Raw genomic sequence first — 13,473 nt, forward strand, 5'->3', positions numbered from 1 at the left:
TCCCTTTTTAATTTTCACTAATGGCCTTTTGTATTAACGCTTCTTCTTCATTTCCTACGTCTTCTTCCTCCTCTTGTTCACTTTCCTTTTCTTGCCTCCTTAATTCAAGTTTACTTTCCATTCTCTTATTTATTTTTTCCTGCCAGCCTGCCATAGTATCCCGAGGCAAATATTTATTTAATGGTTCTATCAATTTCAAATGCAATGCTTCAAGACTTGGATGAAAAACAAGATAACTTAAATAGTGTAAAAATGACCATTCATCGACCGCCAGCATTTGTTGCTGCAATGTACTTCTATCTTTTTGCGACAGCCCTTCCACTTGCAATAAATTTCGTTTCAGTCTAATAAAATCGTCCGGATCCATTACATCTGCCATCCGTAAATATAAGTCACTCCTTACTTTGGCTGAATAAACCATTTCGTTTAAATTCATGTCATAATACGTATCAGAAACAATCGGTAAATAAAGAATGGACTTGCTCGTATCAAAGTCATTTGCCAGATATTCATAACGGAATTTCTGCTTTGTTTGACCTTTATTAAAAATTGGCTTTGGTTCAATCTTTTTTCGTTTCGTATCTTGTCGCTTATTTACGCGAATTACAACGGATTGTCCTTCTTGTAACCTCATCAATTCATCTGAGGTCAACAATGCCCTTTCTTTGGTTGATTCACTATGCGATTTATCGAAAGAATGCAATTCCCCACTTCGACTCACATCTGTAATCGTTCTTGTTCCCAACATGCTCGAATAATGTTCGGCAGTGCTTTTATCTTCCGTCAAAATATATATTTGATTGGAACAGTTTCCGATGATTGTGTCCGATTCTTCGCCATACATTGATTTAACCTGTGAATAAGCCTGGATAATTAAGTGATAGCGAAAACCTCGCCCAGCACCAACTGTCACCATCCCGGCCATTCCTTCGATCGTTGGCATATTTCCAAATTCGTCTAATAGGAAGTGAACATTTCGCTTCATTTTCCCGCTTTGACTTTTTGTTGCCTTTTCAGAGTTTATTCTATAAAGTTGACTAATTAAAATGCTTGCCAATACTTCATTTGACTTATCAGAATCAGGTGTTGCAATAAATAATGCTATTGGTTTATCACCAAATCCAATATCTGTTAGATCCAAACTATTATAGCCAGTCACTTTAGCATTTGGTTCTAACGTAATGATCTGCAATTTATCCATTGCAACACTGAAAATACTTCCCCTTGTATTTCCGGTTGCGAAGTTCGATGTTGCATACATCATTCTTGCTGGGTTATTTTCATCTCTTGCTTGAAAGAACAAATCCAAGGCATTATTTCCTTCCTCGTCATTGTCACTTCCTTTTGTTGAAAGGAAGTTTGCTACGGAATACATCGTCACTCGTTCTTCTTTCCCTTGATTGACCATATCTTCTGTTAATGCTAGGATAATTGCCGTCACAAGTGACTTCGCACTGTTTGACCAGAAAGGATCTTTGGCGTTTGGATCATGGTATAAGCTATATGCAACACTATTTGCATATTTCTGTGCATCACTATGAAGCCCTTTCCTCCATGAATCTATCACCAACTGCAAAGGATTGAAGCCCATACTCATATCATGCTGAATAAGATTGAACACATGAACATCATATCCCCGTTCTTTCAACGTCTCATAAGAAGCACCAGCTAGCTCACCTTTTGGATCATTGATAACCATCGAAGGCCTTTCACTAGCCCTACTTTGAACATCTATCATTGGCACAACAAATGTTTCACCCTTACCACTACGAGTAATACCAATCACCATCGTATGGACTGGGGCATCATCAATTAATAATTGATAGTTATTACCTTCTTGCATTCCAGCAATAATGGTGCCGCCCTTCCCCTCGTATTGTTTCGTTTTGGATGGAATACTTACATACTGTTTTTTCATGTTCTTCACTTTTTCAAATTCGTTCGTTCCATGTTGCCCCTTATTAATAGATTGATAATTCATTTTCACATTGTATAGGAGCTTCAGAACACTAATTCCAATCAGTATATAAAATCCTACATAAAACTCAATCCATTGTTGTTGGAAAATAAAGAAGTAGTGCCAATCAACCGAGAACGTATGGAAATTCACCTCTTCAGGATTCGTTGCAAAACCTTCCACCAAATATAGTACTTGCTGCAAAAAGTGCAGCAGGAAATTGGCAACGAAAAAGCCTATAACAGTGATACAAACGATAAACAAACTCATGGATTTCCAGTTACTTAAACGTTCTGTTAATGATATTTTATCGTTGGAATACATAAACAGCTCCCTCCTATGCATGCACCAAACGGAATGCTTTATGACATTTCATGTTGCATTTGTTTTGCCCGTTGCAATTGATTGGTATCTTGTAAATATCTTTTTTCAAATTGCGTTCTGTTGCCTTGTAAAAATTCATTTGCATCTTTAAAACCGTCGCTATAACGGAACATCGTGATATTTTCCTCTAAGCCCTCTTTTCTCATTGTGTCAACCAGTTTTTGTGCTGCCTTCCAACCTGCCTTATCATCATCCATTGCCATTAGAATATGTTTATCTGTAAACGCGCCTTTGTTCTCCTTGATATATGCTTGCACCTGCCGTGTTTTAGAAGCACCTGTTAATGCTACAAAACCACAATTTGGATCTATTTCACGAAAAGAAAGAGCATCCAGCAACGATTCACTAAATACAACCATCTTCGCCTTATCTGGAATCTCCATAAAAAAATCCTTCGTTTCTTTAGAAGGATTCATGATTAACTGTATTTCTTTGGGTTCCACTGTTGGGTCACTACTAGACCGAAGCAACACTCTATTCAAAATATTGTTTTCATCATAAAGGGGAAAAACTAAATTTCGTTTACACATCCAACTATTATTAGAGTAATCTTTCCCTAACAGGCTGCTTACTTTGTTAAAAAAATAACTTGTCACCTGTTCATTTTGTAAGTCTACAATATGTTCTCTTGCATTTTCCTTTAATAAACCACGGTAACCATTATCCAAGATTTCACTTTTTGTTCCTGTTTTTGCAAAAGAAAAAAGCCTCATTGACCAAGTTAGTGCCTCCTTTTGGTCATCTGAAAGGCTTGGAAAGGTTTTTTGTATCTTTTCTCTTTCGGGATTTAGACTCTCTTTCTCATGAAATTGCAATAACATCCGTTCACCACAATGATTCTCGCGGTTGCATTGAATAAAGTTTGTATTGTTTTTGTATATGAATGCCTCATGTGCATTGCATTCAGGACAATTACAGATATAATATCGTCCTTTATCTTCTGCATTCAACTCAGCTAGCGCATCTTCAATATTTTGATAAACCAATTTTTTGTACAAGTCTTGTTTATCCATCTTCACCTCCTTCTAACAACTCCTGCATTTTCACATCATATCTTTGGACAACCGGCTCAATGACTTTCTCTTCTATTTTTTTACCTGTATCTAGTATCGTGCCTTCAAACAATAAGTCATGGTAGCCATCATGAAATGCTTGGATTAATTGGTTATGAAGCTCGTACGCTGTTTGAAACCCATTTTCACTAACAAAAGTTTCCCCAAACAAACCATCCTCTAGTCTCTGGTACGCTTTATTGTGAACCATTATTATGTTAATCCGTTGGGCCTGTAATGATTGATAGTTCGTTACTACATGTGTAATGAACCTTTTAAAATGTTTATCATTACTCATATATGCACCTGGCTTTATATTTTCACCCTTTCCATCAGTCACAGCATCAAAACTAGTTCGTATAGCAGTCATCACACGTTCCATTTCTGCATAGATGCTTGTTTCAATAACAGGCGTGAACGCATTGTAAAGGGCTTCTAACTGTTCATCATGTAGTTCTAATGGAATGTCTCTTTTCGATGAATCACACATTACTTTACAAAAGCGATTTTGAAACGCTGTAAAAGAGTTAATAGCGTTATCGGTTCTCAACGTTCTTAATGCCACTTAATCACCTCACATCTCCATCTCAACTTCTGTATCCTTTTTCTTATTTTTTCCTAGCTTGATTTTCTTTTCGTCCTCTAGATCTCGTTCTACTTCTTTCAATCTTTCGCGTTGTGAAGGCGTTAAATCCATTTCACGTATATCATCCAATACTTCCTTTTTCAATGCATACACTTTTTCATAACCATATTTGGATTCAAATGCTTCCATTTGTTGATCCCTTTTATCTTTGTTCACTTCTATTTCTTGCTTTTCATCCTGCTCCTTATCAAGAAATGCTAATACCTTATGTTTATAGGCTTTTTTGAAGTCCTGTTCTTCTTTTGAACCTTCCAGATTGTTTAGCACATTATTTTTATACGTTTCTTTAAATTGATTAGCTTCTTCTTGTTCTCTTTCGTATTGTTCATACAAGGATTCTCCTTCTTTCTCAATTTCAGCTAATCTCTCCTTTGGCAATTTTGTTTTTAATACCGTATCTTGATAAAACGTACTTAATTGATTATATTTCCACTCATAGCCTTTATCCTCAGGGTGCATTGTCGCCTTTCCTTTTGCAGCCAGTAACTCAGCGTATTTGTTTGCAAGTTCTTTTGTATTCATTGCACTACCTCCAATTAAATAAATTAGACTTCCCCCATTATGAAGAGAAGCCTATAAACTAATTACCTTACAATGCTTGAAAGTTTTGCACACAAACCGAATCATCCAACTCTTGATTTTCAGCAATCGCTCGTTCCATAGATCGTATATCATCAATACTTTGAATCGGTTCCGGTAAAGTAACATCAATGTTTCCCCATCCTTCGGAATAAACGTAACTGACAAAGTACTTATGTTCTTTCGCCATTGCTCCACCTCCCATGTAAACGATATTTAAAACCCGACGACACGACCACCAAGCCAGCTAACAAGGCTTGCTGCCAAGTAAACAATACCAAAACCGATAGCAACATTAACCATCCATCCGGTATACATCTCTTTCTTTTGAGGATCTTTTGCAAAAGTCCAAAGCAGACCAATAACAACTAGCACCAGTCCGGCTAGAACTGGTGCAATTGGTTTAATTCCGTCCGTGATATTTGTGATTGTTTGAATTGCATCTTGCATAGATTTTCAACCCCTTTCCTCAAGAGCTATTTTTAAGATTGTTTTGCTACCTCTGTAATTTGTTTTTGATTATGAACATTAAAATTCAAAATGATTTCCTGATGCTGCTTATGAAGCCATTCGTAATAAGACCCGCCATTAGCTTCAACAATTTCCATTGCCAACGCTTCAAATTCTTTAAAGCCGGCTGGTTTTGCTGGTTTTTTCTTTCTTGCCCTTGAAGCTTTATTTGGCGCATCAGGCTTATTTTTCTTATCCTCGTTTCCCTTTAATGTTTTCGTTTCTTGATTTCCCTGCTGTGTAAAATTAGACAATTCATTTCACCTCCTAAAATAGAGCAAAATAAAAACCCTTTTCTCGCAAAAGAAAAGAGTTCATTATCGGAAGTTCGAAACTTCCTGATACTAATAATTTAACACCATTTTTATGAAATTTTGTTCGTTGTTCGTTCGGCAAATGTTCGCGAAAAGTTCGCTAATGGGATTTATATAACTGTCCACATACCTACTACATTCATATATCAGGGAAATCAGAACGTTCTGTACCTATCTTTTTTTAAATTCTTTTGTCCAACCCATTATCTCTTCTATATCAGTATTTAATTCTTGAGGACTAGGAACCGGTACGGGGGCTTCAATTGACTGAGAATGCTCATATCTAGAATACTTAGTCATAAATTTATCAAACATTTCACAGTCACTTTGCTCAATTTTGTATAATTTATTTATTTTCCCCATAGTTGTAATTGATCGTCTAAATCTCCTTACTATATCTGATAGTAAATAAGTTTCAATTGTATTCTCAAGGATTATTCTAAAATCACTACAAATACCTTTAGCTATTAAATCATATTCTTCCCTACCTGTTTCCTCAAGAATTTTTTTTGCTTTAGGTAACCTTTCATTATATATAACATTTAATGCACTATCTGGCTTTTTAGCGAACATAGGAGTTCCACCCAATTCACCTGATCCCCAATCTTCGTGTCTAACACCTATTATATTAGTATTTACCCCTGTAGTTTTAGCTGCATCTTCTAATAAAGATAACAAAGAGATTCTATGCGTAAATACTATTATCTGTTTAGTTAGGGATAAATTTACTAATCTAGCTACAACTGCTTCCTCGTATTCCTGATCTAGAGACGATATAGGATCATCCAATATAAGTGGGGAGTTTACTTGTTTCCCACTTATATCTGCTAAAAAGGCAGCAAAAGAAACTATTCTCTGCTCTCCTTCACTTAATATTTCGGTAGCCTTTACACTTCTTTTAGGATTAGATAATTTAATTTCATGAAGGACTTGTCCCCTATGTGTGCGTGTTTTTACCAATTCTATATTTATATAGGATGCACCAAGCAATCCAAGTTCTTGGTCAAAGCGTCTAACATATGCTTCAGTGATTAACCTTTCTGATATATTAGATTTTTTTGTTGACAACCCTTGTGTTCTAGTTAATTTTTTCGCCTCATTTAAGCTATGTCTATTATTCAACCTATGTATTTCTTCAACTATATTGTCTTTATGTTCGTTCAACCATTTCTTTGCTTCTAAACTAATCTTTTTATTTTTTAATATACTCCTACTTTCTCCTTCGCTATCTTCTTCATATGATTGGGCTTGTTTTTCTAGTTTGGACTTTTCCGCCTTCAAATAGCTTTTAAAATCATAAACAGGTAGCTGTTTTATATTTTTGTTGTCTTTAAAGTTCTGTATATCTTCCTTTCTTACATTGATAGCGTCCATTAAAGATATTAGATTGGTTCTAACTTCTTCTTCATATATTCCAGCTGAATCAAGCATTAATTTAAACGATTCAATTTCTGGTATATCGGGTAGATTATCAATCATTATTTTTAGTTTATCTTCTGCATCTTTTGCTTCAATTTCTAAATTCCCCTGTACATAAGCTTCGAAAGATACTAATCTGCTCTTAGCATCATCGTCTAAGGGTTGCTGACAAAGAACACATAAAGATTCTTCATCTACGTTAGGATATGGTACACTTTCATAAACGTAGCTTTCTGAAAACTGTCTTGCCTGTTCCCAAAGTAACCTCCAGCTTTCATTATCGATAGTATTAATCGGTGCATTACTAAAAACTTTCTTTGCATCTTCTTCTGCTGCTTTTCTTTTAGATTCAGCTGTTTTTTTAGCAGTAAGTATCATCTCGCATTTCTCATCTGATAATTCACAAAGCATTTTATTAATTGTATCGTTAATCCTATCTATACCAACTATAGTCTTTCGTAACACTTTTGCCTTGTCCATGGGATTTTTTTCAGACATTCTTTTAACAAGCTCAATAAGTTCTTCTTCAAGCTCATTATCCCACTCACAAATCGCAGCAACTTCTTCTAAGGACACATTATGGCTGATTTTCTTATACCAATCAGCATATTCCGTTTTATCGTAACTTTTAGGTATTAAAGGCAATACTGAAACATGTCCTTCTATTTCTTGACTTATCTTCGTACTTACTTGGTTACATAACTCAATTAAACCACTTATTAATCTCAAAACGAATGGTTCATATGTAACTTCATTTTCATCATTCACATATGTATAAGCGTCATCAGCATCATATATTTCTATATGGTTTAAATCTTCTAAGCTACCTTGATGTGGACTCCAGTTTATATCTACTTTTTCCCCATTAATATTATACTTTATATTGCAGTTTTGCTCAGTATCTTCTTTATAGACATTTCCATATAAAGATCCACTATTTTTCGATCCACAAAGATGTTTAAATAGTCGAACATAACTAGATTTACCACTTCCATTCTGACCATATATTATATTTAAATTTTCATTTAATTTTAATGGATTTCGCGGAGATAGTGCATTAATACCCTGAATATTCGATAGACCTTCAATAGTTAAAGCAATGTTCTCTTCACCACTTCTAATTTTCCCTTTTTCATACTTTAAAGTATCTACTGTTTTTTTATCAACATCTTCAATTTCTGTTTTGCAAATGCTCACAAAATCTTCTACGTCTTTTTCCTTGATATTTCCTTGTAATAGCCTATTGGTAGCATATTGAATCCATAGGGGCCTCTTGCTTAACCAGTCCTCTAAATCCTTAATAATATCCTCCATTTTTATCACCTTTCAAGTATTTTTCATAATAATAACCCTTTAGACAATTATATCCAAAGAGTTATTATGATACAATCTTATTCAGCAGGCTTAAGCAACATTTGCACAAAACGCAAAAAAGATAATAACCAACGGAACCCCTAATACCCACTTCCAAAACTCAACAGAGCCAACCACACCCAGATAAAAATCAGTCTGCATAAACCACTGGAACATAACCAAGAATACAATTCCACATAAAGTGGAGAAAGCAATAAACAGTATTAGCAAAAACATAACTAATACTGTTTTCTTCACTGCCTGCATCAAAGCAACCATTATGAACAACCTCTTTCGCTGAATAATCCATATAAATTTCTACCCAGCATTTCTAAGGCTTCTTTTTTCATCTCATAGTATCTTGTCTTTCCGATAAACAGCTGAGGATAAACAACTTCATCACAGTATCTGGAACCATCGTTACGCTTCTTCATGTACTTTAATTCTATTAATTTCTGTTCAGCTGGAGTAAGTGATTCCAATGCATAAAATAATGTGTCTAACCATTCACTTGCTTGAATGGATTTCAATGCAAATTGCTCTGTTTTACTATGATTAAGATTTGATCCACCTGGTGTATCAGATATAACGGAAGTGATGCTTGGTACATGAGTTCTTTGTGACATCGCCTTTATTTTGAAATAACGGTCAAGCCAGTTTTCCTCCGCATATTCAATATAAAATTGTTGTTCATCTTTTAAAAATGATTCAATTTCTTCTTTCGTAAAAATACCTTCAATATCAGCAGCAAAATTCATTTATCATCATCCTTTCGCTATTATCGTAAAGATCCCACTCTATCTACTAAAATCTTTTCATAACCTTTCAAATGAAATGGGATTTAGTAAAGCATTAATTTGTTCATATAAAGATTGGGCGGATGAATAACATTCGTGCTGTTCAGCTGATACAATTTCATACATCCCAAATCTAGTTTTTGTTATTTGCATTTTTGTTTCAGGAATCTGGATAGACTGATTGACCTTTAATTGCGTTATATTGTTATAAAGAGGATCATTTTCTTTCCCAAGGTATTCATAAACATGCATTTGTGCATTCACATCAATCATGTTGTTCCAGCCTCCATCCTTCAAATTCCCCTTTCTAAGCTATCTCTCTCGTTCACGTGCTTTCTCTTTTTTACTGATGGATTTCGAATTGTATGCAATAGCTCACCAATGTACTTTTCTTCCTCGCTATTTACTCCATAAAGTTTTTGCATAACTAACCGATAGGATGAAAGTGCTTCACCAATAAAGTGCGCCTCTGAATAACTTACGTGTATATTAATTTCCTTTTTATTAGTGCTATTTATAGCTTGCAAAACGATACCTCCCCAAATTCTTTTAACCACATATATCGCATTTAACTATCCTTCAATGAATGCTATAATATCTATGAGTAAGTCGGGAACGTTGCAGAGATACTAGGCATATCTTTTATTGTGACGTTCCTGTTCTATTAATCTTTTTTTAGTTTCTTCTGCCGTTGGTACATATTTGTCGCTAACAGCACTTTTATGCCTGTTCCACTCCATCCATTTATGTTCTGTGTCTTCTTGACTGTCCTTAGGGTCAAATACCATTACACTTTTCATTCCTTGCCACATTTAAAATCTCTCCTTTCGTCTATAACTTTCTCCTTCAAGTCGGATTGCTTTTGCTAAATCCATCATCCGATCAATAATACGATTGCCATGATTCCCATATTTTTCAGTAAGCATTTTCTCAGAATAATTCGTAGAACAAATAACTGATTTATTGAGTCGCATATCGAATATCTTATACAACACATCAGATGCCCAACTTTCATGTCCATATTCGTTTGCTTTCACATATTCAGAGCCAATATCATCAAGTACCAACAAATCTAATTCATCTATCATTTGGAAAATCTGCATTTCGCTTATGCTAGAATCCGGACTGTATGTGTTCTTGATAAAATCGAATAAATCAGTGACCTTGATATAGAGCGTTTTATAACCTTGTTGCCGCAGCGTTTTCGTGATTGCAAAAGATAAATGGCTTTTCCCCAGACCACAATCTCCACTAAATAGAAGTGAATGAACACCATCAAAGGTTTTCACATATTTTATTGCTGCTTTTTTTGCTTCGGATTGCGACGTTTCTTTCGGTATATAGGAATCAATCGTTGCTTGTTTCAAATCATGTGTAACTCGCTCAAAAGTTGCAATAAATCGTTTTTCTTTTAGTCTTTCTCTTTCTTCCTTTGTTGGTACGTTTAGCTCTTCTAATAACTGTTGTTCCATACAATGTTTACATGCTCCAAGAACACCTTTGGGAGTTTCATATAATTTGTATAGATTTCCGCATTGCTCACATTCCTTTTCACGACATTCTTTAAAAGGTAAAGATTTTTTAAGCAGCGTTCCTATAGCTTCCATCGATAACACCCCCTAAAATCTATCTCTATTCGGATCGTAATCTATTTGGCTTACAGCTTGCTTATTTCGGTTTTTGTGATTCTTATCGATTTCTTCAACGGTTAGTAAGGATTCGTTTTCCCAGTTTCTTAAGATGCCTTCCGTATATTTAAGTCGTCTAGCATCATTTTCACAAGCAATATTTAATGCCTTTAAAATGACTTCACTGGGATCCTTAAATGATGAATCATCCAACCACAACAACAACTGTTTTTTTGCATGAATGTTATTTACACCAAATCCGTTTTTATCCCAGAACTGAATAATCTGCGCTACGTCTTTATCTTGTTCTTGTTCTATTTCTATATCTTGTTCTTTATCTCTTTCTAGTTCTTCTTCTGTACCATCACGTGACGTCACGCTAACGTCATCTGTTTTATTTTCTAGTAATTGCTGCTTCTTTCTTTCGCGATACCTTTTGTTACGCTCTGCATTCAACTTCCTTACACGGTCCATTCCTTCAACATTTTGATGCTTTTCCCAGTTCGAAATTCGAATAAATGAATCATCATCAATAAAGATCATCCCGAACTCCCTTAGTGTTTTTAAAGCGAGCCTTACTGTATTGAGTGACCTATCAAATATAGTTGCAAGCATTTCCTCTGTATACGGGACATTTTCGTTCAAATAAATATAACCGTTGGCATTTGTTCTCCCGGCCTGTGAAAGTAGTTTAATCCAAATGATTAGAATGGTATCAGCCTCTGGAAGCTTCTCTATAAGTTTTATTTTTTCATCATCAAACATGGCAGTACTTAACTTAATCCATTTAATGTTGCCCATTTTTTACCTCCAGAATTAAACAGGTTTAAATAATTTCAGGCAATTTAGATGCTTAATTCCCCTCCTACATACTCTTTTAGTAACTTTGGTGAGATATGGTATGTCCATTTACTAGACATTTGAATTGCAATACCAATTGGTAAAATATCTCGTTGTAATCCAATTCGAACAAATTGTTCAGATTTACCTAAAATCTTTGCTGCCTCAGAAACTTTAATATTCATGATTTCTTTCTCATCAACACTTGTTTCCAAATTAATCCCTCCAAACGAATTGTTTTACCTTTTATTCAGTTGATAATACTGTGTCATAATAAAATACTTCATCGAAACTTAAATCGTTAAAGCTCCGCAGAACACCTGCAATAAACTTACCTCCCGGATTTCTCTTGCCATTCATAATTCGGTTAACAGTAGTTTGCGTAACTCCTACCTTATCCGCAAATTGACTTTGAGAAATATCCTTGTCTTTCAAATATGCCTTCAAAAAGTCTAAATTAATTAAAATGACATTTACATCTTTCAAATGAACCCTCCTTTTACCTTTTGGTAATTACCTTATGGTAATACCTTAACATCAGCGATTACCATTTGGCAATACTTTTTTATATTTTTCTTAAATAAATTTCCTTTTGGTAATTATTTTTAGTAATATAAGTGTAGAAGGGTATCAGTGTTTAGGAGAGAAAACTATGAGCAATCAATTTGGAGAATATCTAAAAGCAAAAAGGGATGAAAAAGGTTACACCATCAATCAACTTTCTTTGTATTCAGGTATTAGCGCTGCGCAATTGTCCAGAATCGAAAATGGAAAAAGAGGCATTCCCAAAGCCGAGAATATCCAAAAACTTGCGGAAGCACTATCCATTCCTTATGATGAAATAATGAGGGTGGCTGGTTATTACAAACCAAACAACACCAAGCAAGAGGAAGATCTTCCTGAGCTGTCAGATAAGGAAGAGCGTGATATAGCTAAGGATCTAGAAAAGATGATAAATAACTTATCTAATGATGATGCATACTCACAATTCGATGGAAGGGCGATAGATGAAATGGATAAAGAAGATAGAGAACTACTAATTGCTTCATTGGAAAATTCACTTCGCATGGCTAAACGAATGGCAAAACAAAAGTTTACCCCCAACAAATATAAAAAATAAGGTATTCTATGGCGCATTTAATGCCTAGGAATACAGCAATAAAACTTATTGATAAATATGGAACAAATTGCCCTTTTGAAATAGCAGAGCGTAAAGGTATCATAATTATTTTTGAATCTCTGGGGGGATCTTTGGGATACTACACGTGCTACAAAAGGATTCAATCTATCCATATTAATGATAATATAGATGAGACATTGCAAAGATTTGTCTGTGCTCATGAATTAGGCCATTCGTTATTGCATAAAAGTGAAAATGCACCTTTTTTAAAGAAGAACACCTTCTTTACTACAAACAAAAATGAGGTAGAGGCTAATACATTTGCAGTTGAATTGCTTATTCCAGATAAATGTATTTATGAATTTAAAGATACAAGCGTTACCATAAATGAAGTAGCTCAAACGTATGGCGTTCCAGAAGAAATGTGCAATCTGAAAAAAATTGATCATATAAAGTAGGTATGCAAATATTGCATTCTTTTTTTAAACACATATATAGAACATATATTCCCATACGTCTATCCTGCTGATATGAAAGGTGGTAAGGAAATTGAAAAATCCAAATGGATACGGCTCCGTATGCAAATTGTCCGGTAAACGAAAAAAACCATTCGCGGTCATAGTCACTACTGGATGGAATGACGAAGGAAAACAAAGACGGGAGTATCTAGGATATTATAAAAGCAGAAGAGAGGCCATGGTAGCATTAGCTGATTATAATAATAACCCGTATGATTTATCAGCTGGCAAGCTCACATTTAAAGAAGTATATGAACGCTTAATAAAAGAACGTTTCCCTAAAATTTCAAAGTCAAATCAACTTGGCTATGAAATGGTGTGACCGTCAAGTAAAAAGACACAATTTATGCTCATTA

General features: G+C 34.8%; 20 protein-coding genes. 3 read left to right on the forward strand and 17 right to left on the reverse strand.

Annotation, left to right across the window (positions count from 1 at the left end):
- Window positions 1-7: 7 nt before the first annotated feature.
- The 17 genes from GH715_RS09655 to GH715_RS09735 form a co-directional block, all read right to left on the reverse strand.
- Window positions 8-2,281, reverse strand: coding sequence for a VirD4-like conjugal transfer protein, CD1115 family (locus GH715_RS09655; RefSeq protein WP_153835211.1), 2,274 nt, complete (start codon window positions 2,279-2,281; stop codon window positions 8-10).
- Between the two features lie 38 nt (window positions 2,282-2,319).
- Entirely contained in the window at window positions 2,320-3,354 is a 1,035-nt protein-coding gene (locus GH715_RS09660) for a toprim domain-containing protein (RefSeq protein WP_077356172.1), read from the reverse strand.
- Entirely contained in the window at window positions 3,347-3,958 is a 612-nt protein-coding gene (locus GH715_RS09665) for a hypothetical protein (RefSeq protein ID WP_163578576.1), read from the reverse strand. The genes GH715_RS09660 and GH715_RS09665 overlap by 8 nt, the downstream gene beginning before the upstream one ends.
- A 9-nt stretch (window positions 3,959-3,967) precedes the next feature.
- Window positions 3,968-4,561: a hypothetical protein gene (locus tag GH715_RS09670; protein ID WP_153835212.1), complete on the reverse strand. Its 594-nt coding sequence runs from the start codon at window positions 4,559-4,561 to the stop codon at window positions 3,968-3,970.
- A gap of 67 nt (window positions 4,562-4,628) precedes the next feature.
- Window positions 4,629-4,808: a hypothetical protein gene (locus GH715_RS09675; RefSeq protein ID WP_153835213.1), complete on the reverse strand. Its 180-nt coding sequence runs from the start codon at window positions 4,806-4,808 to the stop codon at window positions 4,629-4,631.
- Between the two features lie 26 nt (window positions 4,809-4,834).
- Window positions 4,835-5,068 (reverse strand): pilin, encoded by a 234-nt coding sequence (locus GH715_RS09680; RefSeq protein ID WP_058950435.1) that lies wholly within the window; start codon window positions 5,066-5,068, stop codon window positions 4,835-4,837.
- A gap of 32 nt (window positions 5,069-5,100) precedes the next feature.
- Window positions 5,101-5,382 (reverse strand): hypothetical protein, encoded by a 282-nt coding sequence (locus GH715_RS09685; RefSeq protein WP_153835214.1) that lies wholly within the window; start codon window positions 5,380-5,382, stop codon window positions 5,101-5,103.
- Window positions 5,383-5,613: 231 nt separating this feature from the next.
- Window positions 5,614-8,175 (reverse strand): AAA family ATPase, encoded by a 2,562-nt coding sequence (locus tag GH715_RS09690; protein WP_153835215.1) that lies wholly within the window; start codon window positions 8,173-8,175, stop codon window positions 5,614-5,616.
- A 90-nt stretch (window positions 8,176-8,265) separates the two neighbouring features.
- Window positions 8,266-8,493 (reverse strand): hypothetical protein, encoded by a 228-nt coding sequence (locus GH715_RS09695; RefSeq protein WP_153835216.1) that lies wholly within the window; start codon window positions 8,491-8,493, stop codon window positions 8,266-8,268.
- On the reverse strand, window positions 8,493-8,972 hold the full coding sequence (locus GH715_RS09700) for an ArpU family phage packaging/lysis transcriptional regulator (protein WP_153835217.1): 480 nt from the start codon (window positions 8,970-8,972) through the stop codon (window positions 8,493-8,495). Before GH715_RS09700 ends, GH715_RS09695 begins: the two co-directional genes overlap by 1 nt.
- Before the next feature lie 57 nt (window positions 8,973-9,029).
- Complete coding sequence (locus GH715_RS09705) at window positions 9,030-9,284, reverse strand: hypothetical protein (protein ID WP_079708058.1); 255 nt, start codon at window positions 9,282-9,284, stop codon at window positions 9,030-9,032.
- A 20-nt stretch (window positions 9,285-9,304) separates the two neighbouring features.
- A complete protein-coding gene (locus tag GH715_RS09710; RefSeq protein WP_079708059.1) occupies window positions 9,305-9,538 on the reverse strand; it encodes a hypothetical protein in 234 nt (77 codons plus the stop codon).
- A gap of 102 nt (window positions 9,539-9,640) precedes the next feature.
- Complete coding sequence (locus tag GH715_RS09715; RefSeq protein WP_077706752.1) at window positions 9,641-9,823, reverse strand: hypothetical protein; 183 nt, start codon at window positions 9,821-9,823, stop codon at window positions 9,641-9,643.
- Window positions 9,824-10,618 carry an ATP-binding protein gene (locus tag GH715_RS09720; protein ID WP_077706753.1) on the reverse strand — a complete coding sequence of 265 codons (795 nt, stop codon included), beginning with the start codon at window positions 10,616-10,618 and terminating at the stop codon, window positions 9,824-9,826.
- Between the two features lie 12 nt (window positions 10,619-10,630).
- Window positions 10,631-11,440, reverse strand: a complete 810-nt coding sequence (locus GH715_RS09725) for a phage replisome organizer N-terminal domain-containing protein (RefSeq protein ID WP_079708061.1) — start codon at window positions 11,438-11,440, stop codon at window positions 10,631-10,633.
- A 44-nt stretch (window positions 11,441-11,484) separates the two neighbouring features.
- Window positions 11,485-11,694: a hypothetical protein gene (locus GH715_RS09730; RefSeq protein ID WP_205601847.1), complete on the reverse strand. Its 210-nt coding sequence runs from the start codon at window positions 11,692-11,694 to the stop codon at window positions 11,485-11,487.
- A 31-nt stretch (window positions 11,695-11,725) separates the two neighbouring features.
- On the reverse strand, window positions 11,726-11,965 hold the full coding sequence (locus tag GH715_RS09735) for a helix-turn-helix transcriptional regulator (protein WP_153835218.1): 240 nt from the start codon (window positions 11,963-11,965) through the stop codon (window positions 11,726-11,728).
- Between the two features lie 166 nt (window positions 11,966-12,131).
- On the opposite strand from GH715_RS09735, the gene GH715_RS09740 reads away from it, so the two are divergent.
- The 3 genes from GH715_RS09740 to GH715_RS09750 all read left to right on the forward strand — a co-directional run bounded on the left by GH715_RS09740 (window position 12,132) and on the right by GH715_RS09750 (window position 13,439).
- The gene (locus GH715_RS09740; protein WP_058950424.1) at window positions 12,132-12,599 is read left to right on the forward strand and encodes a helix-turn-helix domain-containing protein; all 468 of its coding nucleotides are present in this window, start codon (window positions 12,132-12,134) and stop codon (window positions 12,597-12,599) included.
- A gap of 8 nt (window positions 12,600-12,607) precedes the next feature.
- Complete coding sequence (locus GH715_RS09745) at window positions 12,608-13,057, forward strand: ImmA/IrrE family metallo-endopeptidase (RefSeq protein WP_153835219.1); 450 nt, start codon at window positions 12,608-12,610, stop codon at window positions 13,055-13,057.
- 91 nt (window positions 13,058-13,148) lie between these two features.
- Window positions 13,149-13,439: a hypothetical protein gene (locus GH715_RS09750; protein WP_228760281.1), complete on the forward strand. Its 291-nt coding sequence runs from the start codon at window positions 13,149-13,151 to the stop codon at window positions 13,437-13,439.
- The last annotated feature ends 34 nt before the right edge of the window (window positions 13,440-13,473 follow it).

The organism is Gracilibacillus thailandensis (assembly GCF_010994055.1).
Lineage (GTDB): Bacteria > Bacillota > Bacilli > Bacillales > Amphibacillaceae > Gracilibacillus > Gracilibacillus lacisalsi.